This is a genomic window from Actinotalea ferrariae (assembly GCF_019733465.1).
Taxonomy (GTDB): domain Bacteria; phylum Actinomycetota; class Actinomycetes; order Actinomycetales; family Cellulomonadaceae; genus Actinotalea; species Actinotalea ferrariae_A.
The window spans coordinates 1-24199 of sequence record NZ_JACVQL010000109.1 but is presented as its reverse complement, the minus strand read 5'-3'; the positions used below and the strand labels follow the sequence as shown (position 1 = coordinate 24199).

Sequence of the window (24199 nt, the reverse complement as noted above, 5' to 3'; positions counted from 1 at the left end):
CCGCGGCACACCGAGCCCGCGCCGGCCGCGCCGGCCGCGCCGGCGATGGTGCAGGCGGACGCCCGACGGCTGCCCTTCGCGGACGCCTCGTTCGACGTCGCGTTCACGGCGTTCGGCGCGGTCCCGTTCGTGCCCGACGCCGACGCGGTGCACCGCGAGGTCGCGCGTGTCCTGCGTCCGGGTGGCCGCTGGGTCTTCGCGGTGACGCACCCCCTGCGGTGGGCGTTCCCGGACGACCCCAGCGAGCGCGGTCTGACGGCCGTCCGCTCGTACTTCGACCGCCGGCCGTACGTCGAGACGGACGACGACGGACGCGTCGCCTACGCCGAGTACCACCGCACGGTCGGCGACCACGTGCGTGAGCTGGTCGACGCGGGCTTCGCGCTCGAGCGCCTCGTCGAGCCCGGGTGGCCCGAGGGGCACGACCGGACGTGGGGCGGCTGGGGTCCCGTGCGTGGCGCACTGCTGCCCGGGACGGCGATCTTCGTCTGCCGCGTGCCGCACTGAGGGCCCGGTCACGCGCTGCCGCCGACAGCCCGGATCGGCGGGGCAGACCGCACGCGACGACGCGCCCGCCGGGCCGGGGCCGGGCGGGCGCGTCGTCGTGCGTCAGCTGCTGCGGATCAGTGGACGGTCGCCTTCTCGGCGCCCGCTCCTGTGAGGGACCGCACCTCCATCTCGGCGAACTTCTCGACGTCGGGCCGCTCCTTGCTCAGGAGTGTCCCGACGATGCCGAGCAGGAACGCGAGCGGGATGGAGATGATCCCGGGGTTCGACAGCGGGAAGATCGCGAAGTCGACGTTCGTGTCCTTGATCATCGACAGGCTCGCGCCGGTGACCGGGTCCACCTTGCCCGAGACGACGGGCGAGAACGCGATGAGCACGATGCAGGAGATGAGCCCGCCGTACATGCTCCACAGCGCGCCCGACGTGTTGAACCGCCGCCAGAACAGCGAGTAGATGATCGTCGGCAGGTTCGCGCTCGCCGCCACGGCGAAGGCGAGGGCCACGAGGAACGCGATGTTCTGCCCCTGCGCGAAGATCCCTCCGAAGATCGCGAGGATGCCGATGACGACCACGGTGATGCGTGCGACCCGCACCTCGCCGTCGGGGTTGACCTCGCCTCGCTTGATCACGTTGGCGTAGATGTCGTGCGCGAAGGACGCCGCCGCCGTGATCGTGAGCCCTGCGACGACCGCGAGGATCGTCGCGAAGGCCACGGCCGAGATGAACCCGAGCAGGAGCACGCCGCCCAGCTCGAACGCGAGGAGCGGTGCGGCGGAGTTCACACCGCCCGGAGCGCTCCGGATGGTCTCCGGGCCGACGAGCGCACCGGCTCCGTAGCCCAGGACGAGCGTGAACAGGTAGAAGGCGCCGATGAGCCAGATGGCCCACACGACCGACCGGCGGGCCTCCTTGGCGGACGGCACCGTGTAGAAGCGCATGAGGACGTGCGGGAGTCCCGCGGTCCCGAGCACGAGGGCGAGCGCCAGCGAGATGAAGTCGATCCGCGTCAGCGCCGAGATCCCGTACTGCTTGCCCGGCTCGATGAGCGCCTCGCCGCCCTCGCCGCCCGCGTCGATCGCGCCCTGGAGCAGCGCCGAGAGGTTGAAGCCGAACTTCGCCATGACCCAGATGCTCATCACGAGCGCGCCGGCGATGAGCAGGACCGCCTTGACGATCTGCACCCAGGTGGTGCCCTTCATCCCGCCGACGAGCACGTACAGGATCATCAGCGCGCCGACGACGGCGATGACGACGCCCTGGCCGGCCGTCGAGTCGATGCCCAGGAGCAGCGCCACCAGGCCGCCCGCACCCGCCATCTGCGCGAGCAAGTAGAAGAACACGACCATGAGGGTCGCGAGCGCGGCCGCCATCCGGACCGGGCGCTGCCTGAGCCGGAAGGAGAGGACGTCGGCCATGGTGAAGCGGCCCGTGTTGCGCAGCAGCTCGGCGACGAGCAGCAGCGCCACGAGCCACGCCACGAGGAAGCCGATCGAGTACAGGAAGCCGTCGTAGCCGTTGATCGCGATGGCCCCGGCGATGCCGAGGAAGCTCGCAGCGGACAGGTAGTCCCCCGCGATGGCCGTGCCGTTCTGCGGGCCGGTGAACGAGCGTCCGGCCGCGTAGTAGTCCGCCGCGGTCTTGTTGTTCCGGGAGGCCCGGAACACGATCACGAGCGTGACGAGCACGAACGCCCCGAAGATGGCGATGTTGATCGCGGGGTCGCCGACCTGCTCGGTCGTCGCCGCTGCGCGCAGGATCATCGGACCTCACCCGTCTCGATGTGCTCGCGCAGCCGGTCGGCCACCGCGTCCTGCTTCTTGTTGGCCCAGTTCGCGTAGATCATCGTGATCGCGAACGTGGACACGAACTGCGCGAGCCCGAAGAGCAGGCCGACCGTGATGTTGCCGGCCACGCGGATGCTCATGAAGTCGTGCGCGTAGGCCGCGAGCAGCACGTAGGCGAAGTACCAGATCAGGAAGAACGCGGTCATCGGGAAGACGAAGGTGCGGAACCTGCGGCGCAGGTCCTGGAACTCCTGGGATCTCTGCACCCGTTGGTAGTCGGTCTCAGCTGGCTCGAGGACCTCGGACATGCTGCCTCCGGCTGGATCTCGTGGTGGCCACCCTGCCACCGCGCGACAAAGTGTGTCGGAGGTCACGAATCGACGCGACCCTCACGCGGCGTGTCGCCGCGTTTTGCTCACCCATCGAACAATCGCCGAGGTCCTCCGCGGCGCCGGACCGCGTGCCGGGTCTAGTGACCGGCCTCGTGCCAGCTGCTGCCCGTGCCCACCGAGACGTCGAGCGGCACCGAGAGCTCGGCCGCCGACCCCATCTCCGTGCGCACCAGCTCCTCCACGGCGGCGCGCTCCCCCGCGGCGACCTCGAGGACGAGTTCGTCGTGCACCTGCAGGAGCATCCGGGACCGCATGCCGTTCTCCGCGAGCCGGCGCTCGACGCCGAGCATCGCGACCTTGATGATGTCCGCCGCGCTGCCCTGGATCGGCGCGTTGAGCGCCATCCGCTCGGCCATCTCACGACGCTGACGGTTGTCGCTCGTGAGGTCCGGGAGGTAGCGACGGCGGCCGAGGATGGTCGCCGTGTACCCCGACCGGCGGGCCTCGTCGACCACGCCCGACAGGTACGTGCGCACACCGCCGAACCGCGCGAAGTAGTCCTCCATGAGGGTCGACGCCTCGCTCACCGGGATCGTGAGCTGCTTCGACAGGCCGAACGCCGACAGGCCGTAGGCGAGCCCGTAGGACATCGCCTTGATCTTCGAGCGCATGGCCGGCGTCACCTCGTCCGTGCCGACGCCGAACACGCGTGAGGCGACGAAGTTGTGCAGGTCCTCGCCCGACCGGAACGCGGTGATGAGCCCCTCGTCCCCGGAGAGGTGGGCCATGATCCGCATCTCGATCTGGCTGTAGTCGGCGGTGAGCAGGGTCTCGTAGCCCTCGCCGACGACGAACGCGCGCCGGATCTGCCGTCCCGACTCGGTGCGGATCGGGATGTTCTGCAGGTTGGGGTCCGTCGAGGAGATGCGGCCGGTGGCAGCGATCGTCTGCTGGAACGTCGTGTGGATCCGCCCGTCGATGCCGATCGACCGTAGGAGGCCCTCGACCGTCTGCCGCAGCCGCGAGGCGTCACGGTGCGCGAGCAGGTGCGCGAGGAACGGGTGCTGCGTGCGCTCGAAGAGGTCGGTGAGCGACGCGGCGTCGGTGGTCCAGCCGCTCTTGATCTTCTTCGTCTTCGGCATGCCGAGCTGGTCGAAGAGCACCTCCTGGAGCTGCTTCGGCGAGCCGAGGTTCACCTCGCGCCCGATGACCGCGTACGCCTCGGCCGCCGCGTCCGAGACCGCGCGGGCGAACTCCTGCTCGAGCCCGCCGAGGTAGTCGACGTCGGCCGCGATGCCCGCCTGCTCCATGCCCGCGAGCACGCCGACCAGGGGCAGCTCCACCTGGTCCAGCAGGTGCCGCGCGCCGCGGTCCGCGACCTCGGGACCCAGCATCGCGGCGAGCTCGGCGACGGCCGCGGCCCGCAGCCCGGTGCGGCGGCCCTCCGAGCTGCCCTCGAGGTCGAGGTCGAGCGCTCCCTGGCCGGCGCCGGCGGCAGCCTCCTCGGTGCGCAGCTCGCGGTGGAGGTGGCGGATCGCCAGGTCGCCGAGCTCGTAGGAGCGCTGGTCCGGGTGGCACAGGTACGACGCGAGCAGCGTGTCGAACACGACGCCGTCGAGCGCGAGCCCGCGCCCGGCCAACGCGTGCCAGGCCTCCTTGGCGCCGTGCACCGCCTTCGGCGCCGCGCGGTCCGCGAGCCACGCGGCGAGCGCGACCTCGTCCTCGGGGTCGATCTCGGTGAGGTCGAGGCTGACGGCCTCCTCCGGGCCGTCGGCGATCGCCACCGTCCACGCGTCGCCCGACGCCGGGGTGGCGCGGCCGCTGACGTCGATCGCGAGCTGCGTGCCGGCCCGGGCGGCCAACCAGGCGCCGAGCCCACCCGGGGGCGGGACCGTGAGGCGGAGGTCGAAGCCCGTCGTCTCGGGCGCCTCCTCGGGGACCATCGCGAAGAGGCGCTCACGGAGCGTGCGGAACTGCAGCGCGTCGAACACCGTGTGCATGGCCTCGCGGTCCCACGGCTGCACCTCGGCGTCGGCCACGCCGATCGGCAGCTCGACGTCGCGCACCGCGCCGTTGAGCATCCGGTTGATGCGCACCTGGTCGAGCGCCAGCCGCAGGTTGTCGCCGGCCTTGCCCGTGATCTGCGACGCCGCGGCGAGCACGCCGTCGAGGCCGCCGTAGGTCGTGATCCACTTCGCCGCCGTCTTGGGGCCGACGCCCGGGATCCCGGGCAGGTTGTCGCTCGTCTCCCCCACCAGCGCCGCGAGGTCGGGGTAGCGCTCGGGCGGGACGCCGTACTTCTCCTCGACGGCAGCGGGCGTGAAGCGCACCAGGTCCGAGACGCCCTTGCGCGGGTAGAGCACGGTCACGGCGTCGCTCACCAGCTGGAGCGCATCGCGGTCCCCCGTGCAGACCAGCACGTCCATGCCCTGGGCGACGGCCTCCGTGGTGAGGGTCGCGATGACGTCGTCGGCCTCGAAGTTGTCCTTCTGGACCGTGACGATCCGCATGCTGTCGAGGATCTCCTGGATCAGCGGCACCTGACCCTTGAACTCCGACGGCGTCGCGTCCCGCGTGCCCTTGTACGCCGGGTACTGCTCCGTGCGGAAGGTGGTGCGGCCCGCGTCGAACGCGATCGCGACGTGCGTCGGCTGCTCGTCCCGCAGGAGGTTCGCGAGCATCGCCGTGAAGCCGTACACCGCGTTCGTCGGCTGGCCCGTCGTCGTCGAGAAGTTCTCGACCGGCAGGGCGAAGAACGCCCGGTAGGCCATCGAGTGACCGTCGATCAGCAGCAGCAGGGGTCGCGTTCGCGCCAGGTCGTCCACGGGTGCCAACCTATCGGCCATGACCGACACGCCCCCCGCCGAGCCCACCGACGTCGTGGCCGCCATCCGCGAGCAGAACCGCGGGACGCTCATGGAGCGGATGGGCATAGAGATCCTCGAGGCGTCCGCGTCCGGGGCGGTCGGGACGATGCCGGTGGCGGGCAACACCCAGCCCTACGGGCTGCTGCACGGCGGGGCCTCCGTCGTCCTCGCGGAGACGCTGGGCTCCTTCGCGGCGATGCTCCATGCGGGTGAGGAACGCCAGGCCGTCGGCATCGAGGTCGGCGCGACGCACCACCGTTCCGCACTCGAGGGGGTCGTCACCGGGCGCGCGACCGCGCTGCACCTCGGCCGGACGACGGCGAGCTACGAGATCGTGGTCGAGGACTCCGCGTCCCGCCGGGTCTGCACGGCACGCCTGACCTGCTTGCTGATCGACAGGCGCGCGGGCTGAGCCGCCTGCACCTCCGCCGCGCGCACGACGTCCTTCGTCGCCACCAGCCCCGCCCGTGACTGCCGGCGCCGGGCGATGAGGTCCTCCAGGCCGCGCGGACCCGGCCGCCGCGGCGCCGTCGTGTCGAGCGCCAGGCGCCGCTGGAGCGCCGACGTGCTGGTCATGCGGTGGGCAGCCGCGGGCGCGAACCCCAGCTGCACGAAGAAGCGCTGCATGCCCCGGGCACCGGGGATCGGGGCCGCGTAGACGTGCTCCGCACCCGCGGCCGCCGCCACGTCCGCCGCACCGACCATGAGCGCGTGACCGACGCCGCGGCGCCGGTGCGACGTCGCGACGTACAGCGCCTCGACGGCGAGGCTCACGTCGTCCGTGAAGGGGTTCGGACCCAGCAGCCGCGCCAGCAGCAGGCCGACGACGGCGCCGTCGCTCCGCGCGACGAGGACCGTGCCCCCGGGTGCGGCCGTGAGGGCGCCGAGCTGCTGGGCGAGCATCCCCGGCTCGGCGCTGCACACCTGGGAGCCGACGGAGGACTCCTCCCGGGCCGCGAGGCACAACCGGACCAGACCGTCCATGTCCACCGGCTCAGCCGGCCCTACCTCGATCCCGGGACGCACGTCGACGAGCCTCCTCCGGTGCAGGGCCCCGGCGGCCCCTGGGGGCGGGCGGCCGGGTTCGATGACGAAAAGATAACGGTCGGGGGTCTCCCAGCAAAGTCCCCTGTTCAGGCACCGCCCCTCGGGCGCTGACCTGCGGGGAACGGGTTGGGCGCGGGGAAAAACCCTGCAAAGGTGTGGCGTGTCCGTCATGCGTCCGAAACATGACGTGCCTAGTCTCCTGGGCACCTCGGCCGAGAGCCGCAGGACGGGCACCTCCGCGCAGCGCCGCGCGGGCACCACTCCGCGCACCAGCGCGAGAACGGACGGAGACCACACGTGCGACGAGCTGCGTCCTCGCGGGCACGGTCATGGACATCTCGGCCCCCGCGGGTCGTCGGCACGGTCGGACGGTGGCTCGTCCTGCTGCTGCTGACCCTGAGCGCCACGGCGCTCGGCCAGTCCGCGGCCGTGGCCGCCACCGAGCAGTGCGCGCCCACCGGGGAGAGCGCCTGCATCAACGGCACGATCCGGACCGCGGCCGGCGAACCCGCCGTCGGCGTCGCCCTCACGATCGAGGGCGAGGGGCAGGAGCTGGCGGCGACCACGGGGCCCGACGGCCGGTGGTCGGCGTCCGTCACGTCCGCCGGCACCTACTCCGTGACCCTCGACGAGGGCACGCTGCCCGCCGGGGAGACCCTGCGTGACCCCGCGAACAACCCGCGCGAGGTGACGGTCGAGCTCGGCGCGAGCAGGCCGGCGCTCTTCCCGCTGGGCGCACCCGCGGAGCAGGCACCCGACGCGGGCGACGACGACGGCGCCGAGGGCCCCGGAGGCGGGGACCAGCCCGACGACGCGGCGGGCGAGCCGGGCGAGGAGCCCGCGGGCGTCGGCACCAGCAGCAGCGGCGGCGTCACCATGACGCGGTTCGTCCAGCAGCTCGTCAGCGGGCTCATCTTCGGCCTGCTCCTCGCGCTCGCGTCGGTGGGCCTCTCCCTCATCTACGGCACCACCGGGCTGAGCAACTTCGCGCACGGCGAGCAGGTCACGCTCGGCGGCATCCTCGCCTACATGGGCGTGCAGTTCTGGGGGCTGCCGCTCGTCGTCGCGGGCACGCTCGCGGTCGTCCTCGCCGCCGCGAGCGGCTGGTTCCAGGACGCGGCCATCTGGCAGCCGCTGCGCCGTCGCAACGTCGGCCTGGTCCAGGCGATGATCGTCACGATCGGCCTCTCGATGGCCCTGCAGTACGTCTTCCAGTTCTTCTTCGGCGCCGGCCCGCTGCGCGTCGTCACGTCGACGCCGACGTCGGTCTCGTTCGGGCCGGTGCTGGTCACGCGGCAGACGGTGGCCTCCGTCATCATCGCCCTCGTCACGCTCGCCGCCGTGTCGTACTTCCTGCTCCGCACCCGGACCGGCCGGGCCACCCGCGCCGTGTCGGACAACGCCGCGCTCGCGGCCGCGTCGGGCATCAGCGTCAACCGGATCATCCGGGTCGTCTGGACGCTCGGCGCCGGTCTCGCCGGCCTCGGCGGCGTGCTGCTCGGCCTCTACCTCGGCGCGGCGCGGTGGAACTCGGGTGGCGCGCTCCTGCTGCTCATGTTCGCCGCCGTGACGCTCGGCGGCCTCGGCGCCGCGTTCGGCGCACTCGCCGGGTCGATCGTCATCGGGCTCGTCGTCGAGCTCTCGAGCCTCTGGATCCCGAGCGACATGCGCTACGGCGCGGCGCTCGTGATCCTCATCCTCGTCCTGCTGTTCCGTCCGCAGGGCATCCTCGGCCGCGCGACGCGCGTGGGATAAGGGAGACACCGTGGACTGGACCAACCTCCTCGTCAACGTCGCGGGCGAGATCATCGCCCCCACGACGGCGGCCTACGCCCTCGCGGCCATCGGCCTCAACATCCACTTCGGGCTGACCGGGCTCCTCAACATGGGTCAGGCGGGCTTCCTGCTGCTGGGCGCGTACGGGTTCGCCATCGCGACCATCGCCGGCTGGCCGCTGTGGGCGGCCGTGCTCGCCGCCATCCTGGCCGCGGTGGTCTTCGCCCTCATCCTCGGCATCCCGACGCTCAAGCTGCGGGGCGACTACCTGGCGATCGTCACGATCGCCGCGGCGGAGATCGTCCGCATCGTCGGCAGGTCCACCACGCTGACCGACCTCACGGGCGCCTCCAGCGGCCTGCGGGGCAACAGCTACAAGCACACGTTCCAGGACGCGTCGCCCTTCCCCGACGGCACCTGGGAGCTCGGCCCGTTCGAGTACGCGATCAACGCGTCGAACAGCTGGTGGATCCGGATCGTCGGCTGGGGCGTCGTCGCGCTGGCCTGCCTCCTGATCTGGCTGCTCATGCGCAGCCCGTGGGGTCGCGTGCTCAAGGGCATCCGCGAGGACGAGGATGCCGTGCGCTCGCTCGGCAAGAACGTCTACGCGTACAAGATGCAGTCGCTCGTGCTGGGCGGCGTGATCGGAGCGGTCGCGGGGATCATCTACGTCCTGCCACGAGCGGTCCAACCGGACGCCATGGGCCGCTCGATGACGTTCTTCATCTGGACGATCCTGCTGCTCGGCGGCGCCGCGACCGTGTTCGGACCGATCCTCGGGTCCATGCTGTTCTGGGCGGCGCTCATGCTCATCAAGCTGGTCATGCGCGGCACCGTCCCCGAGACGGTCATGCGCTCGGAGCAGATCGAGCAGTTCGGCTGGATCATCGTCGGCATCACGCTGATGCTCCTCGTGATCTTCCGGCCACAAGGCATCCTGGGCGACAAGAAGGAGCTGGCGATCAATGCCCACTGACAGCGCCGTCCGCGCCCTCGCCGACGTCCCCCGGGAGCCGGGGGCCGCCAAGCCGGACCCGATCGTCGTCGCGGACGACGTCGTCCGCCGCTTCGGCGGCATGACGGCGGTCGACGTCCAGCACGTCGAGATCCAGCGCGGCGCGATCACCGCGCTCATCGGTCCGAACGGTGCCGGCAAGACGACCTTCTTCAACCTGCTGACGGGCTTCGACAAGCCGAGCTCGGGCACCTGGACGTTCGAGGGTCGCTCGCTCCACGGCCTGCCCGCCGCACGCGTCGCCCGCAAGGGCATGGTCCGCACGTTCCAGCTGACCAAGGCCCTCTCGCGGATGACCGTGATCGAGAACATGCGGCTCGGCGCCGGATCCCAGCCCGGCGAGAACCTGTTCACGGCGCTCGTCCCGCCCCTGTGGCGCGCGCGCGAGCGCGAGATCACGGAGCAGGCCGAGGAGCTGCTCGTGCGGTTCAAGCTCGACCACCACCGCGACTCGTTCGCGGGCAGCCTGTCGGGCGGGCAGCGCAAGCTGCTCGAGATGGCGCGCGCGCTCATGAGCAAGCCGACGATGGTCATGCTCGACGAGCCGATGGCCGGCGTGAACCCCGCGCTCACGCAGTCGCTCCTGGGCCACATCCAGGCGCTGCGCGACGACGGCATGACCGTGCTGTTCGTCGAGCACGACATGCACATGGTCCGGCACATCTCCGACTGGGTGATCGTCATGGCCGAGGGGCGCATCGTCGCCGAGGGGCCGCCCGAGACCGTCATGCAGGACCCCGCCGTGGTCGACGCCTACCTGGGCGCGCACCACGACACGGACCTCGGCGACGACGCGCTGCTCAGCGACGACGTCGCGGAGCAGCTCGAGGCCGAGGTCCAGGCCGAGGAGGAGAAGCGATGAGCGCAGCACCTGTCCCCGCGGGCGCAGGCACCGGGACGACCGACACCGAGGTGCACCGCGGCGCGCCGGCGGGGACCCCCCTGCTCGCCGCGACCGAGCTCGTGGCCGGGTACCTGCCTGGTGTCGACATCCTCAACGGCTGCAGCCTCGTGGTGCACCCCGGGGAGCTCGTCGGCATCATCGGACCCAACGGCGCCGGCAAGTCGACCCTCCTCAAGGCGCTCTTCGGCCTGGTCGGCGTGCGCTCGGGCAGCGTGGTGCTCGAGGGCGACGACATCACCAACCACCGCGCCGACGCGCTCGTGCGCCGAGGCGTCGGCTTCGTGCCCCAGAACAACAACGTGTTCCCCTCGCTGACCATCGAGGAGAACCTGCAGATGGGCATGTTCCAGGCCCCGCAGCGCTTCGCCGAGCGGTTCGAGTTCATCACCGACCTCTTCCCCACCCTCGGGGACCGGCGGCGTCAGCGTGCCGGCTCGCTGTCCGGCGGCGAGCGGCAGATGGTCGCGATGGCGCGCGCCCTCATGATCGAACCGTCGGTGCTGCTGCTGGACGAGCCGTCCGCCGGTCTCTCCCCCGTGCGTCAGGACGAGACGTTCATCCGGACCCGGAAGATCAACAAGGCCGGGGTCTCGGTCGTCATCGTCGAGCAGAACGCCCGCCGCTGCCTGCAGATCTGCGACCGCGGCTACGTGCTGGACCAGGGCCGCAATGCCTACTCCGGGCCCGGGCGCGAGCTCATGAACGACCCGAAGGTCATCCAGCTGTACCTGGGCACGCTCGCCACGGACGTGGAGGCGGCCGCCAAGGCGCACCCGACGGTCCCGCCGCTCACGGGCGACCCGACCGACCACGGCACGACGGCGGGCTGACGACCCACGGGACCGGTCAGCCGGTCCCCGGCACGACGAGAAGGCCCGGTGCGGATCTCCGCACCGGGCCTTCTCGTGCTCTGTCGGTCGTCCTCGCCGGCCGACCCTCAGGCCAGCCGACGAGGTCGCTGAAACAGGGTCAGCCGATCTCGCCGAACTCCGACTTCGAGAACGTGTACGTGTTGTCCTCGCCGAACTGGTAGACGCCGATGTACGCGGACGACGGGTCGTTGTCCCCGTTGAACGGGCCCACACCGGACTGCGCCTCGTAGTCGATGTCGTCGCCGGCCTCGATGAGCTCGACGCAGTCGGCGAAGGTCGAGCACTTCTCGCCGCCGTCGGCGCCCGAGACGGCCGCCATGTTCTCCTGGATGGTCGCGCCGTCCGTCGCGCCGCCCTTGACCGCCGCGAGGGCCGCCAGGATGGTCGCGTCGTAGGACTCGGCCGCGTAGGAGAAGTCCTGCAGGTCGGGGTTGACCTCGAGCAGGCGCGCCTGGAACTCCTCGGTCGGGAAGGCGCCCGGCAGGGTGCCCTGCGCCCCGGTGAGAAGACCCGGGTCGAAGGTGTCCGCGAAGTTCTGCAGGTTGCCGTCGACCAGGTAGACCTTCGACATGTCGAAGCCCTGCGTCGCGAGCTCCGGCAGGATCAGCGGCGTCTGGTCGGTGAAGGCGATGACCGCGAGGGCGTCCGGGCTCGTCGCCAGGGCCGTCGACACGATCGAGTTGAAGTTCTGCTCCTGCGGGTCGAACTCCTCACCCTCGTTGCCGTAGGTGATCGTCCCGCCGGCCTCCTCGACGACCGTCTGCACGACGTTCCGCAGGCTGATGCCGTAGTCGTCGTTGAAGACGAGGACGCCGACGTTCGTGGCGCCGTCGCCGAGCATGAGGTTCGCCAGCGCGGAGCCCTGGACGGTGTCCGGCGGAGCGGTCCGGAAGTAGAACGGGTCGTAGCCCGACAGGTCCGTCGCCGTGTTCGCGGGCGAGATCTGGACGATCTCGGCGCCCGTGATGTCGTCGATGACGTTGCGGGTGACCGACGAGGACGCGGCCCCGATGATGACGGCGACGTCCTGGCTGATCAGGTCCGTCACCGACTGCGTGGCGACCTCGGCGTGCTCGGCGTCCGAGGAGTCCGTGTGGACGATCTCGATCTCGCTCCCGAGGACGCCACCGGCCTCGTTGATCTCCTGGGCGGCCAGGTCGACACCCGCGATCTCGGGGGGGCCGAGCTGCGCGAGCGAACCGGTCTGCGGCAGGAGGGTGCCGACGATCAGCGGGCTGCTGGTGCTCTCGCCCGAGCCGCCGCCTTCCTCCTCGCCGCCACCGCCGCCCTCCTCGCCACCGCCGGCCGTGCAGGCGGTGAGGACGAGCGCGACGGCACCGGTCAGCGCAGCTGCGCGGACCGCGTAGGTGGATCTCTTCATACGGAGCTCCCTTGTCGTGAGCACGAGTTCTCCCTCACCGGTGGGGAAAGTGCGTCCGGTGCGGGACTGTGCTCGGAAAGGTACCCCGTCTGTGTGTCGGTGGTGTGACGCGCGCCATATCGGGCGCGGTCGTTGCCGAGTTGTGACCAAGCCGCTGACCTGCGATGCGGCTCACCGTCGTGTCGCGGGCGCGACGATCCCGACCGGGCGCGGCGCTGCGTCCGGTCGAGCCGTGCGGACGTTAGGAGGCCGCGCCGCCGACCTGCTCGATGACGGCGTCGGCCACCTCGCGCATCGTGAGGCGCCGGTCCATGGAGGTCTTCTGGATCCAGCGGAACGACTCGGGCTCGGTGAGGCCCATCTTCGTCATGAGCAGACCCTTCGCGCGGTCGACGCGCTTGCGCGTCTCGAACCGGTCGGCGAGGTCGGCGACCTCGGCCTCGAGCGCGCTGATCTGGCTGTAGCGGGAGATCGCGATCTCGACCGCCGGGAGCAGGTCCGCCGGCGTGAACGGCTTGATGACGTACGCCATGGCGCCCGCGTCACGCGCGCGCTCGACGAGCTCGGTCTGCGAGAACGCGGTCAGCAGGACGACGGGGGCCGCGTGCTCCTTGCCGATCTTCTCGGCCGCGCTGATGCCGTCCATGACGGGCATCTTCACGTCCATGACGACGACGTCGGGCTTGAGCTCGATCGCGAGCCGCACCGCGGTCTCGCCGTCGCCCGCCTCGCCGACGACGTCGAACCCGGCCTCACGCAGGGTCTCGACGACGTCCATGCGGATCAGGGCCTCGTCCTCCGCGACGACGGCGCGACGTGCCGGGCGGCCGCCGGACGTGTCGGGCGCCGGGCCGGGACCACCCACGGGGAGGTCGAGGTCGGGGGTCTGCGGCACGTCACTCTCGGTCACGGCGCTAGCCTAGTGGAGTCGGCCGCGCCGTCCGCCCTCCCCTCGCCGGTGGGTCGGCGTCGGCCGACGGCAGCACCCGGGCGCACCGGGAGCCGCCCGTGCCCCGATAGCCCAACCGGCAGAGGCGTTCGGCTCAAACCCGATCCAGTGTGGGTTCGAATCCCACTCGGGGCACCGCATGTGCGCAGGCTGCTGAACCGGGTCCGCTCACGACGACCCGTCCCGGGCAGAGCGCCCGCGGGGACTCGCCTCGGCCCGGTTCGAGGTGCCCTGCACGGTCGTGCCGAAGGGCGGAGGAGACAGCGCCTGGCCGGACCTCAGCGGATCTGACCAGGCGCCGGTCATCGAGGCCGAGGCGAGCCGGAATCGAGCGAAGCAGCGGCCCTCAAGGAGGAAGCGTCAGCCCCGGTAGCGGACGATGAGGAGCCAGTAGCTGACCGAGCCCCTCGTGCCCCTCACGTACTGGCAGGGCTCCACGATCTTGGACCATGACGAGTCCGACGTCCGCTGCGCGTGCAAGCAGGCCGCGTAGGTCTCGTAGCCCTGGTGGACGACATATGACGCCTGTGCCGGCGCGGCCAGCCCGCCCAGCAGAGCGAGGGCGAGCCCTGCGGTGAGCCCTGTACGACGAAGCTTTCCCATATGTGCTCCTCTGGAGGTCGCTCACGTGTCGGTGATGACGCGCGAGCCCGAGGCTAGCGGGGACGAGAAGGGCTGACCCGGTCAGCCGGAGCGCTGAGGGGCCGGTCCAGCCTCGACGCCGCGTGGCGAGCGTCGAGGAGGGGCTCCGGCTCGCTCGGGTGTCCCCGGTCGACCGCCCGGATCTAGGCTGAGCGGAAGCGGCGCTGTACTCGCCGCCGTCGCGTCGTGGAGGCCGCCATGCGCCTGTCTCGCTTCCTCACCACCGTCGCTCTCGTACCCCTGGTGCTGGTGGCAGCGCCAAGTCACGCGGCACCGCCGCCGCCGTCGACGTACCTCGCGCTCGGCGACTCCGTCGCGGCCGGAGTCGGTGCGAGCAGCCCGCAGCTGGGGTACGTCCCACTGCTCCTCGAGGACCTGCGCGACGACCGCTCGTGCGGCAAGGGCAGGGCGATCGGCTGCCGGCTGGAGTCGGTCAACCTCGCGGTCCCCGGCGCCACGACGACCGACCTGATGGACGACCAGCTGCCGGCAGCGATCGCCCTGCTCGAGGAACGGAACGGCAACCGGCGGCCCGTCGACGACGTACGCCTCATCACCATCACCATCGGCGGCAACGACCTCCTGAATCCGGTCATCGCCGCCTGCGCGGCGGGCGTGACGCCGACCTGTGTGCAGGTCGCGACAACCCTGGTGCAGCAGGTCAGCGGCAGCTACACGACCATCCTCAGCCGGCTCCGCGAGGCCGCCGGCCACGGCACCACCATCGCGCTGATGGCGTACTACAACCCTCTGCGCGACTGCGGGCCCGATGCGCTGGCGGCCGTGGCGGACCTGGTGCTGGAAGGAGGCGGCCCGGTGCCCACCGGGCTCAACGACGTCATCCGCACTCAGGCCGCTGCCTACGGGGCTGTGGTCGCCGAGACCTACTTGGCCATCGACCCGTCGGAGGTGCAGCCCGACTGCGTCCATCCCGACGACGCGGGGCATGCCGACATCGCCGAGGCCTTCGCGGAGGTCGTGGGCGCGGCGCGGTAGCGCGCGCAGCCTCTACCCCGCCACACGAGTTCTGAGGGGCGCCGGCTACCGGTCGCAGCCGCAGACGGCGTTGATCTCGAGGACCTGTTCGCCCTCGTCGGGCCGGGCCCACGCCTCGGCCTCGGCGCGGCTCGCGAACGCCCGCCCGGCCAGACGGCCGTTCGGAAGGAGGACCACCACCTCGAGCTCGTCGCGCGGGTCGGTCCAGGCGGTCTCGGTCGGCGTCGACATCCGTGCCTCCTCGGTCCTGGGAACCGTCGGGCCGTGCATCGTCCGGTCGGTCCTGCGTCCATCCTAGGCGCGGTTACGTCGCCGGGCCGAGCACGCGCGGCGACGACGACGCCGGTCTGGGTCATGCTGGCGGGATCGAGCAGGAGGTGGCCGAGATGACACCAGATCGACGGGACCGGGACCAGACGGAGGACTCCGAGGAGACCCGTCCGGAGACTGAGCCGGCGACGCAGAGCCGGGCCGACCCCGTTGCGGACGACGGCACGGTCCCCGCCAAGCAGATCCATCGGTGGAAGGGCGAGGGCGGATCGCTCCACCCGGACGACTGAGCGGGTTCCTCCGGAGGGTCGGCGCGACCGTCAGGGCGGCGGGTGGGTCCGTCGCGCGTGCGGTTCGCGCCAGCGGAGGGTCCGGGCTCCGGTCAGGGCACCGTCGCGGCCTTGCGCCGAACCGCCGACGCCGCGGCGTTCAGCGCGTCCACCGCCGCGAGCACGACGTCGGGGTCCGCGGAGTCGAGCTCGTCCGCCCAGCGGGCCGCGTGGGTGAGGCCCGCGGTGGCGAACGGCCACGGGACCTGCGGGACGTGCGCCACGAGGTTGACCGGACCCCGCGCCTCGGGCCCGATCAGGGTGCGCTCCTGCAACCACAGCCAGGCGTCGACGTCGACGTACACGTCGAGCGGGTCCCCGGGAACGGCACGGCCCGCGAAGAGCACCTCGCCGGGCGTGCGGCCGAGGTCGGTGAGCGCATGGGGGTTGGCCCAGCACGGCACGACCATGCAGCGCTCGCGCAGCGCCGCGCGCCACACCTCTGCCGTCGCTCCCGCGAGCGCGGAGACCGCCGCCAGGACCGCCTCCCCGACGTCGCCGCCCCGTGCGGTGCCACTGTCCAGCACGGTGAGCACGTCCCAGGCCTCCTCCGCGGTGAGCGCGCCCCCTGGGAGGTCATCCGTCACGGCCGACGCCGCGCGCTCGTCCGCCGGAACTGCCGCGGCGGACCCGGCAGTGCCCGGCCCAGCCTCGCCCGACGTCGTCGTCGTCATGGTCAGGTCCACCGTCTCCCCCTGGGACCCGCGCCGTCGCAGCGTCCTCGCCCCAGCGTCGCAACCCCCGCGCCCGCGCGCCATCGGAGCCGGTGCCGAACCTGCCCACGTGGCCTCCCGGCCCGGGACGGGCGGTGGCGACGGCGCCTCAGGAGTCGCCGTCCGGCTCGGGCGGCTCGCTCGCACCCTCGTGCTCGTCGCGGGCCGCCCACTCGAGCAGCGGGGCGAGGTCGAAGACGGCGTCGTCGATGCCGGCGTGCAGGTCGCCGAGCTCGGCGAACCGGCCGGGCACCGTGCGGATCGTGCAGTCCCGCGGGTCGACGTCGTCCAGCTCCTCCCAGCGCAGCGGCGTCGAGACCGTGGCGTCGGGCGTGCCGCGCACCGAGTAGGCCGACGCGATCGTGTGGTCGCGGGCGTTCTGGTTGTAGTCGACGAAGACGAGCGACGGGTCGCGCTCGCGGCGCCACCAGGTGGTCGTGACGTCGTCGGGCGCGCGCCGCTCGACCTCGCGGGCGAACGCGAGCGCGGCCCGCCGGACGTCGGTGAACCCGTGCTCCGGCGCGACCCGCACGTAGACGTGCAGACCGGCGCCGCCCGAGGTCTTGGGCCACCCGACGGCGCCGAGCTCGTCGAGCACCTCGTGCACGACGTGGGCCACCCGGCGGACCCGGTCGAACGGGCAGTCGGGCATCGGGTCGAGGTCGATCCGCCACTCGTCGGGGCGCTCTGTGTCGGCGCGGCGGCTGTTCCAGGGGTGGAACTCGACGGTCGACATCTGCACGGCCCAGATGACGTGCGCGAGCTCCGTGACGCACAGCTCGTCGGCGGTCCGGCCGTACCGCGGGAAGTACAGTTGGACGGTCTCCATCCAGGGCGGTGCGCCGTGCGGCAGACGCTTCTGGTGCACCTTCTCGCCCTCGACCCCCGTCGGGTAGCGGTGCAGCATGCAGGGCCGCTCGCGCAGGGCGTTGACGATCCCGTCGCCGACGGCGAGGTAGTACTGGGCCAGGTCGAGCTTGGTCGCGCCGCTCGCCGGGAAGTAGACCCGGTCGGGGTTCGAGAGGCGGACGGTGCGCGGCCCGACCTCGAGCTCGACGGAGGGTGAGCGCTCCTTGACCATGGCCCATCTAAGCGCGTGCGACCCGCGGCCGGTTGCGCCTCGGCTCAGGGGGTCTTCGACGCCTTGCCCTCGAAGAACTTCTCGATGATCTTGCGCATCGTCTCGTCCTGGGCGGCCGCGCGGCCGAGGGCCGGCTTGGAGTACCGCGTCGTGCTCCACTCGGGCCACGGCTTCTTGCCGCGACTCGAGTTGGCGCTCGCGTCGACCGCCCGGAGGTTCTCGGGGTGGTGCGCGAGGACGACCTGGTCCGCCCAGTCGAGCTCACGGAACCGCTTGTCCCGCACCAGCTCGTCGAGCGAGACGACGTGGTCGACCTCCAGCCCGTCGTCGAGGACGGTCCCGCTCGGGGACGTCCGCCGGCTCGGCGGCAGCTCCTGCGAGAACTCGTCCCTGCCGCCCGCGCGGCTCTTGACGCCGTCCTTCACGCGCTGGGACAGCGCGCTCCGCAGCCTGTCGAGCAGGGGCCGGCTGTCGTAGCGCAGCTGGTCGATCGCGGCTTCCTGCAGCCGGTAGTACTTCATCGCCTCGCTGCCCGAGCGGCCCCGCGCCGCCTGGAGCTGCGCGAGCGTCAGCGTGCCGAGGTCGTCGAGGTCGGGGAACACCTCCTCGAGGGTCTGCCGCTCGGCCTCGGTGAGCCGGCTGGGGTCGATCCGGCCACCCTTGGTCCCGCCGGCCCTCAGCTTCTCGATGATCGGACCGAGCTCCTCCTCGGTCTGCCTCGCGGCCGCCGCGTGGCCACCGTGCTGCTCGATGAGCGCCTCGCTGCGCGCGACCTTCGGGTCCTTCGTCGAGCCCCCGGTCCCGCCGCCGCCCCCACCGCCGCCGGCTGCGTCATCCGCGTCGGCGTCGGCGCCCGTCGCCTTCCGCTGCGTGTCGGTGTCGAGGCCCGTGGACGTCCTCGCGCCGGGCGCGCGTCCGCCCTGGCCGCTGTAGAGGGCGTCGAGGTCGTCCATCATCTCGCGGTAGTGCGGGCTCGACGGGTCGACCGCCATCTTCCGCGACGCGAGCTCCGCGCGGTAGGACGCCAGGTCGGCGTGGGACTGCGTGACGCGCTGCCCACCCGGACGCACGTACTCGACGGTGATCCGGCCGTCCGGGGTCACGGTGTAGCTCGTGACCGCCCTCCCCCCACCCGGCAGCGGCGCCTCGACGAACTCGGTGACCGGCCGACCGCTCTCGCGGGCGAACTGCAGCGCACCCTCGACGTCCGCCCCGGCCGGCATGCGCATCGACAGGGCGTTGCCCGGGTTGCTGTGGAAGTGGACGACCGCTCGCCACGGACCGCCGTCGCCGGGCGGGTCGACGGACGTCGCCCTGCCGATCATCACGGCGTACTCGCCCCGGGCGTTGCGGAAGACGCCCACCTCCGCCTCACCCGGGCGTCGCAGGGTGGCGTCGTACGCGCGGTACGCCGTGTGCGGGTCCTCGAACCTCCCGACCAGCCCGGGCTCGAGCGGCCGCCCGGTCCGCGGGCCCCGCACCGCCCGCGGGTCGAGCGCGAGCATCTGGGCGACCCACGCGTCGTGGGCGGCGTCGACCTCGGCGCGCGGTCGGACCGGCAGGGCGATGCCGTCGGCACCCAGGCTCGTGTCGAGACGCAGGGTCCTGCCGCGCGTCATGTCGACGACGTCGCCGTGCGCGCCCATGAGGAGCATCCCGCCCGACATGATCATGTGCATGAGGAGGCGACGGAGCGCCAGGTCGCTCCCGGTGGCGTCGGCGTCGGCCTTCGCCGCCTCGTACTCCTTGAGCAGCTGCTGCGTCGTCACCACGAACGACGCGGCCTGCCCGAACAGGTTCACGCCGACGAGCTGACGGAAGACGTGCGCGTCGAGCCGCGTCGCGAGCTGGGCGGCCGCACCCGTCTTCAGGGCGCTGTGCGCGATGATCCGCCCCGAGGCGGCCGACCCGGCCTGGGCCAGCCCGGTGATGATGTCGATGATGCCGACCACCACGTCGGCCTGGCTCAGCACGCCCGCCTCCGCCTTCTCGTGCATCTCGACGACCGCCCCGCCGACCCCCGCGGCCGACGAGCCGATGATGAGGAGCGTCGCCGGGACACCCGCACCGAGCGTCCCGACCGTGACCGCGAGCAGAGTCATCGCCATGCCGAGGCCGCGGAGCCAGTCCGAGAGCGTCGTGGGCTCGGTCGTCGTCATGAGCCGGACGGAGCCGTCGGGCATCTCCCAGTAGAGGCGCCCGCGCGGGAAGCGCAGGCGCGTGTTGAGCTCGGTGAAGAGCTTCCACGGCGGCGTCGTGGCGGTGCCGCCGCCCTCGTCCGTGACCTTCTCCTTGCGCGGGGTCGTGAGGTCGACGAGGTACCACGTCGTGCCCTCGCGGTAGGTGTAGAACAGCAGGTTCATCGGCGGGGCGGTCGCCTGGCCCAGCCCGGCCTGCTCGGCGGTCAGGGTGTCGAGCGCGTAGAACGTCGCGCGCAGCTTGCGCCCGGTCGGGTGGTCGAGCGTGAGGGCGTCGAGGCGTCGGGCCACCCCGCCCGTGAACTCGAGCTCGGCGGCCTGCCGCTTGCCCTCGTCGCCCTTCGCGCGGAGCTGGGCGGCGAGGTACGCGTCCATCTGCTTCGTGACGTCGTGGTAGTCCGTCAGCACGGCGCGCCAGGCCTGCGGCGTGGTCGCCATCGTCAGCTTCAGGACGAGCTTCCCGTGGTACTCACCGCCGAAGTACGGGTTCGTCGTGTAGCTGAGCGTCACCGAGGACGACGGCGCGTCGCTGTCCGGGTAGTAGTCGTTGTGCTCCTCGTCCAGCGATGCGACCAGGGCTCGCGACGCGTCGAAGAAGGCCTTGACCGCCTGCAGCGTCGGCGCCTGGTCGACGGGCTGCTTGGCCAGGAGCTTGCCGCTGACACCGATCATGGCGCGGTCGGCCCGCTGCCAGGTCGCCAGGAACGCTGGTGGCAGGAGGCCGGAGCTCGCACGGATCCGGCCCGCGGCGGTCTCGAGGCCGATGAGGTCCATCTCCCAGTCCGCCGACTGCGACTGCACGTCGCCCACGGCCTGCGCTCGCGTCGCCTGGTCCCACAGCTCGTGCGCGGCCACGAAGCGGGTCCCCGGGTGGTACCAGTAGTAGTGGCCGCCCTCGTCCTCGAACGGGTGCCTGCTGAGCAGGTCCAGCAGCATGATCTCGACGAGGTAGGCGGAGAACCCGCCGTCGGGCGAAGGGATCACGGCCCCCGTGCCGAGGCCGCTCGTCGACGCCGACCCGATGATCCTGCGCTGCGCCAGACGTGCGGCGGCCTCCTCGCCGGCGTCGTCCCCGATGTGCTCGAGCACGCGGATCGCGTTGGACCCGCCGTCGCTCCAGTAGTACCGGCCGATGATGTCGCCGGTCCCGAGCACCGGTGCCCGGTCCGTCACGGTGTAGCCGGTCGTGCCCGTGAACGCCGTCGAGCGCAGCTCGATGGCCTTCCTGATCTGCTCGGAGTGCTGCTCCGTCTCGATGAGCAGCCACTGCAGGGCCGATCGGGTCGTCTCGGTCCCGCCGAGGGTGTACCAGTGCGGCTGGGAGAGCCGACGTCGGTCGAGCGCGCCGAGGTACGCGTCGAAGTAGCTCCCCCCGGCGGCCGTCGCGACGTCGGAGCGCTGGGACCAGCGCAGGGCCAGCTCGGTGAGGGCGGCCTCGTCCGAGCCGTCGATCGAGGCCTCGCCGAGGATGCTGAGGGTCCGGTCGACGTCGACGGGCAGCGCCGTGTCGAGCGCCCAGCGCAGGGACGCGAGCGCGTCCGCCGTGAGGGCGCCGGGCGACCTGGGCCGAGCCCCTTGGGCCATCACGCCGTCGACGACCTTGCTCGACCGCGTCGGCACGAACTGGACCTGGTGGGCGTCGGCCGCGTCGCCGTACAACGTCGCGCCGACCTCCTCGCGCGAGGCGGTCCCGGCGAAGAGGAAGACCTCCGGCTCGGCCGCCTCGACGAGGTAGGTCCGGGTGACGGCAGCACCGTCCCGGTGGACCGCCGCACCGTCACGCGGCGGCTGCCGGGTGTGCACGAGCTCGTGCACGAGCAGTCGTAGCCCTGACGGGTCGGCGGGTCGGTAGGCGCCGGGCGCGAACAGCACGTGCGGGCCACGCGCGACGGCGTCGGCGCCGACGGCCTGCGCCACCCTCCCGGCCTCCCCGCCGGTGTGCAGCGTGACGTCGTCGAACGTGTCGCCGAGCAGGCCCGCCACGACCGGGCGTGCGACGGGGTCGAGCCCGGCGCGTGGCGGGACGGCAGCCGCGCCCGTGACACCGCCGTGCGAGCGCCCCGCGAGGCGCCGCGCGGCTTGCTCGTGCGCGTCCTCGGGCCGGCTCACGCCGTCGAGCCCGCGCGCGAGCGCACGGTTGCTCGTCGCGGTCCACGCGCGGGACGGAGCACGCCCGGGCGGGTCGCGGCGGGTCTGCTCCGCGGCCGTGCCCACGGCGTGCTCGTCGGAGCCGTGCGCGCTCACCCGCCGATCGTCGCCCCCCCACCGGCGCGCGCGGAACGCGCGATGGGGCACACCTTGGTGCACCGGTCGTGGACGGTCGAGGAGCGCGGGGCGACACTGGGAGCACCTCCACGGGAGGAGGACCGATGCCGCGCCAGCGGGGTGTGCGTCGCCCACCCCTCGACGCATCCCCCAGCCCGCCCGGGCGCCCGAGCGGTCCGACCCCGCGTGTGCCGGTCCCGGGGAACCGCGCGATGACGGCTGCCCTCCACACGCTCGGCGGCGCACGGCTCGGCGGGCTCGACGACGCCGAGGAGCTCTCGGCCCGCGCGGCAGCGCTCGCGGCACGCTCGGCGCGGTCTACGGGCCTGCCGGCCTCCGTGCGCTCCCCGGGACCGGCCGGCTCGGCGGGCTCCGTCCGCTCCGTCCCCGAGGCGCCGATGAACCCGGCCGCGGTCGGCGGCCGGTTCCACACCAACCGTGAGGCGGCGCGGCTCGCCCGGGCCGTGGGGGCCCGTGCGCTCACCGTGGGCCGGGACACCTGGTTCGGCGAGGGCCAGTACCGACCCGCCACGGCGGACGGGCGCGCGCTCATCGCGCACGAGCTCGCCCACGTGCAGCAGGACCGGCCGGGCGCCGCGCGCACCGTCCGCCGCGACCCGCTGCCCGTCGTGCCGACGGGCCCGGACGTCGGGGTCGGCGTGGAGGTGCGATTCGACCCCGAGGCGCCGTGGACGGTGCTGGTGAGCGGCCACCCCGACCCGGCCGACGTCGCGCTCGAGCTCTACGGGATCGCGCTCGCCGAGGGGGTGCGCCGGGTCGACCTGCTGCCGCGACGCATCGCCCTGCTGATGCCCGCCATGGCCGACCGGTACGTCGTCGTGCCCGAGATGCTCCGCGAGGTGCACGCCGACCGCTTCCACCGGCTCATGCAGGCGGCGCTCGCGCGCGACGTCGACAGCGTCGAGTCCACCCTCCTCGAGACCCGGATCGACGGCGACGACGAGGCCGACCTGATCTCCGTCGTGCGGTGGTGGTCGCAGCGCAAGGACCTGCTGGACCGCACCGGCCGCTCGTACTTCGACCGCTTCCTGGCCCAGCTGAAGGCCGACGCCTGGTACCGCGACTACGGCCTCTGGGAGAGCAGCCGGACGTCCTACCTGGACACGCTCTACACCGAGGTCGAGGAGCGCGCGGGCGACCTCACCGCGCTCATCGCGCAGAACAGCGTGGAGTTCGGCGGGTACGAGCCGCTCCGCCCGACGGCGCGCGGCGCCGCGCCCGACGAGGACCTCGTGGCGCGTTCCGCCGAGCTGGTCCTCGAGCGGCTCGAGGGGTACACGAGCGAGGAGGAGAGCGGCACGATCGCCGACGTCCTGGTGGGGCTGCCGCCACGCGAGAAGGCCGCCGTGCTCAAGGCGATCATGCGGCGCTACGACGAGCGCGAGTACCTCGTCCTGGGCCGCTTCGGCGAGGCCTGGGAGGGCGGGATGCTCTACTGGCTGTTCGAGGACCTCGAGGAGGAGGACGGCCTCCGGCTCGCCGAGTCGATCAAGGACGCGGGGCTCATGGAGCCCGAGGTCGTCGACGCGCTCGTGGCCGGCCGCGGGTGGGGCGGGAAGTACCTGCCGTGGACCACGTACCACGGTCAGGAGGCGGCGCAGTTCTGGGCCGACACCTACGAGGAGAGCGAGGGCGCCGCGGCCGCGGGCGCCGCGATCGCGGGCGGCTTCGCATCGCTGTGGACGCCCGAGACGGCCGGCAGCACGGCGCTCACCCTCGTGACCGCCGGCACAGCCTCGACGGTCGCCGCGATGGCCCCTCGCCTGAGCCAGGGCCTGCTCGTCGTGGGCACCGGGATCACCTCCTACCAGGTGACCATCGCCGGCCAGGAGCTCGCGACCGGCACGGACGCCTACACGGGCGAGGCGCTGGACCGGAGCGAGCTGGTGGTGCGGCTCCTGAACGTCGTCTCCGGCCTCCTGCTCCTGGGAGTGGGCTTCGTGGCGCCCGGTGGGCCGCCGGTCGCCCGCGTGGGGAGCCCGCCGCCCGACGCCGCCGGGATCCGGTGGCGGATCGTGGGGTCCGACCCCGTCACGGGTGAGGTGATCGCCGTCGGGCAGAGCGTGGCGACCGGCCAGACGGCCACCATCCGGCTCAACCCGCAGACCGGCAGGGGCAGCGCGACGAACCTCGGCACCGGTCAGGTGCGCGCGATCCGGGAGTTCGAGCTCCAGGCCCCGGCCGCGGGCGCGCTGGGGGCCGGCGCCGCGCCGACCACGGGCCCGGCCGCCGCCACGCCCGGTGCACTCG

Annotated in this window: 20 protein-coding genes and 1 tRNA gene; 10 read left to right on the top strand and 11 right to left on the bottom strand. The window is 72.5% G+C overall.

Annotated features, from left to right (window positions below; all coding sequences use genetic code 11):
• Positions 1-507, top strand: a 507-nt coding sequence (locus tag ICW40_RS09590) for a class I SAM-dependent methyltransferase (protein ID WP_221653600.1), incomplete at its 5' end; no start/stop codon positions are given.
• 116 nt (positions 508-623) lie between these two features.
• On the opposite strand, the gene ICW40_RS09585 is transcribed toward ICW40_RS09590, so the two are convergent.
• The 3 genes from ICW40_RS09585 to polA all read right to left on the bottom strand — a co-directional run bounded on the left by ICW40_RS09585 (position 624) and on the right by polA (position 5469).
• Positions 624-2267 carry a solute symporter family protein gene (locus ICW40_RS09585; RefSeq protein ID WP_221653599.1) on the bottom strand — a complete coding sequence of 548 codons (1644 nt, stop codon included), beginning with the start codon at positions 2265-2267 and terminating at the stop codon, positions 624-626.
• Positions 2264-2599 (bottom strand): DUF485 domain-containing protein, encoded by a 336-nt coding sequence (locus tag ICW40_RS09580; RefSeq protein ID WP_221653598.1) that lies wholly within the window; start codon positions 2597-2599, stop codon positions 2264-2266. The genes ICW40_RS09585 and ICW40_RS09580 overlap by 4 nt, the downstream gene beginning before the upstream one ends.
• A 161-nt stretch (positions 2600-2760) precedes the next feature.
• On the bottom strand, positions 2761-5469 hold the full coding sequence (polA, locus tag ICW40_RS09575; RefSeq protein WP_221653597.1) for a DNA polymerase I: 2709 nt from the start codon (positions 5467-5469) through the stop codon (positions 2761-2763).
• Between polA and ICW40_RS09570 the strand changes: the two genes are divergently transcribed.
• On the top strand, positions 5468-5902 hold the full coding sequence (locus ICW40_RS09570; protein ID WP_221653596.1) for a PaaI family thioesterase: 435 nt from the start codon (positions 5468-5470) through the stop codon (positions 5900-5902). The two genes, polA and ICW40_RS09570, sit on opposite strands and share 2 nt — an antisense overlap.
• Here ICW40_RS09570 and ICW40_RS09565 read toward each other — a convergent pair.
• Positions 5815-6474 (bottom strand): GNAT family N-acetyltransferase, encoded by a 660-nt coding sequence (locus ICW40_RS09565; protein ID WP_221653595.1) that lies wholly within the window; start codon positions 6472-6474, stop codon positions 5815-5817. The genes ICW40_RS09570 and ICW40_RS09565 overlap by 88 nt on opposite strands.
• Before the next feature lie 360 nt (positions 6475-6834).
• Here ICW40_RS09565 and ICW40_RS09560 point away from each other — a divergent pair, with 360 nt between their 5' ends.
• The 4 genes from ICW40_RS09560 to ICW40_RS09545 are packed head-to-tail and all read left to right on the top strand — an operon-like array spanning position 6835 to position 11062.
• Positions 6835-8292, top strand: coding sequence for a branched-chain amino acid ABC transporter permease (locus ICW40_RS09560; protein ID WP_221653594.1), 1458 nt, complete (start codon positions 6835-6837; stop codon positions 8290-8292).
• Between the two features lie 10 nt (positions 8293-8302).
• Positions 8303-9289 (top strand): branched-chain amino acid ABC transporter permease, encoded by a 987-nt coding sequence (locus tag ICW40_RS09555; protein WP_221653593.1) that lies wholly within the window; start codon positions 8303-8305, stop codon positions 9287-9289.
• Complete coding sequence (locus tag ICW40_RS09550) at positions 9279-10190, top strand: ABC transporter ATP-binding protein (RefSeq protein ID WP_221653592.1); 912 nt, start codon at positions 9279-9281, stop codon at positions 10188-10190. The genes ICW40_RS09555 and ICW40_RS09550 overlap by 11 nt, the downstream gene beginning before the upstream one ends.
• Complete coding sequence (locus ICW40_RS09545) at positions 10187-11062, top strand: ABC transporter ATP-binding protein (RefSeq protein ID WP_221653591.1); 876 nt, start codon at positions 10187-10189, stop codon at positions 11060-11062. The genes ICW40_RS09550 and ICW40_RS09545 overlap by 4 nt, the downstream gene beginning before the upstream one ends.
• 139 nt (positions 11063-11201) lie before the next feature.
• Here the strand turns inward: ICW40_RS09545 and ICW40_RS09540 are convergent, their stop codons facing one another.
• Positions 11202-12485, bottom strand: coding sequence for an ABC transporter substrate-binding protein (locus ICW40_RS09540; protein ID WP_221653590.1), 1284 nt, complete (start codon positions 12483-12485; stop codon positions 11202-11204).
• Positions 12486-12726: 241 nt separating this feature from the next.
• On the bottom strand, positions 12727-13350 hold the full coding sequence (locus ICW40_RS09535; protein WP_308121721.1) for an ANTAR domain-containing response regulator: 624 nt from the start codon (positions 13348-13350) through the stop codon (positions 12727-12729).
• A 145-nt stretch (positions 13351-13495) separates the two neighbouring features.
• Here ICW40_RS09535 and ICW40_RS09530 point away from each other — a divergent pair.
• Positions 13496-13569, top strand: a tRNA-Leu gene (locus ICW40_RS09530).
• Positions 13570-13794: 225 nt separating this feature from the next.
• Here the strand turns inward: ICW40_RS09530 and ICW40_RS09525 are convergent.
• Positions 13795-14037, bottom strand: coding sequence for a hypothetical protein (locus ICW40_RS09525; RefSeq protein ID WP_221653589.1), 243 nt, complete (start codon positions 14035-14037; stop codon positions 13795-13797).
• Positions 14038-14262: 225 nt separating this feature from the next.
• On the opposite strand from ICW40_RS09525, the gene ICW40_RS09520 reads away from it, so the two are divergent.
• Positions 14263-15072: an SGNH/GDSL hydrolase family protein gene (locus tag ICW40_RS09520; protein WP_221653588.1), complete on the top strand. Its 810-nt coding sequence runs from the start codon at positions 14263-14265 to the stop codon at positions 15070-15072.
• Between the two features lie 45 nt (positions 15073-15117).
• On the opposite strand, the gene ICW40_RS09515 is transcribed toward ICW40_RS09520, so the two are convergent.
• Positions 15118-15303 (bottom strand): hypothetical protein, encoded by a 186-nt coding sequence (locus tag ICW40_RS09515; RefSeq protein ID WP_221653587.1) that lies wholly within the window; start codon positions 15301-15303, stop codon positions 15118-15120.
• Positions 15304-15458: 155 nt separating this feature from the next.
• On the opposite strand from ICW40_RS09515, the gene ICW40_RS09510 reads away from it, so the two are divergent.
• Positions 15459-15632, top strand: coding sequence for a hypothetical protein (locus tag ICW40_RS09510; protein ID WP_221653586.1), 174 nt, complete (start codon positions 15459-15461; stop codon positions 15630-15632).
• A gap of 92 nt (positions 15633-15724) precedes the next feature.
• Here ICW40_RS09510 and ICW40_RS09505 read toward each other — a convergent pair whose 3' ends face one another.
• The 3 genes from ICW40_RS09505 to ICW40_RS09495 form a co-directional block, all read right to left on the bottom strand.
• Positions 15725-16345 carry a hypothetical protein gene (locus ICW40_RS09505; RefSeq protein WP_221653585.1) on the bottom strand — a complete coding sequence of 207 codons (621 nt, stop codon included), beginning with the start codon at positions 16343-16345 and terminating at the stop codon, positions 15725-15727.
• Between the two features lie 148 nt (positions 16346-16493).
• Positions 16494-17465, bottom strand: a complete 972-nt coding sequence (ligD, locus tag ICW40_RS09500; protein WP_221653584.1) for a non-homologous end-joining DNA ligase — start codon at positions 17463-17465, stop codon at positions 16494-16496.
• A 44-nt stretch (positions 17466-17509) separates the two neighbouring features.
• Positions 17510-21907, bottom strand: a complete 4398-nt coding sequence (locus ICW40_RS09495; protein ID WP_221653583.1) for an eCIS core domain-containing protein — start codon at positions 21905-21907, stop codon at positions 17510-17512.
• Between the two features lie 233 nt (positions 21908-22140).
• Between ICW40_RS09495 and ICW40_RS09490 the strand changes: the two genes are divergently transcribed.
• The coding region (locus ICW40_RS09490) for an eCIS core domain-containing protein (RefSeq protein WP_221653582.1) at positions 22141-24199 on the top strand (2059 nt) is incomplete at its 3' end.

Bases quoted from the DNA above. Each gene is read 5' to 3' on its own strand.
- ICW40_RS09585 (WP_221653599.1), bottom strand. From the start codon at position 2,267: ATGATCCTGCGCGCAGCGGCGACGACCGAGCAGGTCGGCGACCCCGCG.
- ICW40_RS09580 (WP_221653598.1), bottom strand. From the start codon at position 2,599: ATGTCCGAGGTCCTCGAGCCAGCTGAGACCGACTACCAACGGGTGCAG.
- ICW40_RS09570 (WP_221653596.1), top strand. From the start codon at position 5,468: ATGACCGACACGCCCCCCGCCGAGCCCACCGACGTCGTGGCCGCCATC.
- polA (WP_221653597.1), bottom strand. From the start codon at position 5,469: ATGGCCGATAGGTTGGCACCCGTGGACGACCTGGCGCGAACGCGACCC.
- ICW40_RS09565 (WP_221653595.1), bottom strand. From the start codon at position 6,474: ATGGACGGTCTGGTCCGGTTGTGCCTCGCGGCCCGGGAGGAGTCCTCC.
- ICW40_RS09550 (WP_221653592.1), top strand. From the start codon at position 9,279: ATGCCCACTGACAGCGCCGTCCGCGCCCTCGCCGACGTCCCCCGGGAG.
- ICW40_RS09545 (WP_221653591.1), top strand. From the start codon at position 10,187: ATGAGCGCAGCACCTGTCCCCGCGGGCGCAGGCACCGGGACGACCGAC.
- ICW40_RS09540 (WP_221653590.1), bottom strand. From the start codon at position 12,485: ATGAAGAGATCCACCTACGCGGTCCGCGCAGCTGCGCTGACCGGTGCC.
- ICW40_RS09525 (WP_221653589.1), bottom strand. From the start codon at position 14,037: ATGGGAAAGCTTCGTCGTACAGGGCTCACCGCAGGGCTCGCCCTCGCT.
- ICW40_RS09515 (WP_221653587.1), bottom strand. From the start codon at position 15,303: ATGTCGACGCCGACCGAGACCGCCTGGACCGACCCGCGCGACGAGCTC.
- ICW40_RS09510 (WP_221653586.1), top strand. From the start codon at position 15,459: ATGACACCAGATCGACGGGACCGGGACCAGACGGAGGACTCCGAGGAG.
- ICW40_RS09505 (WP_221653585.1), bottom strand. From the start codon at position 16,345: ATGACGACGACGACGTCGGGCGAGGCTGGGCCGGGCACTGCCGGGTCC.
- ligD (WP_221653584.1), bottom strand. From the start codon at position 17,465: ATGGTCAAGGAGCGCTCACCCTCCGTCGAGCTCGAGGTCGGGCCGCGC.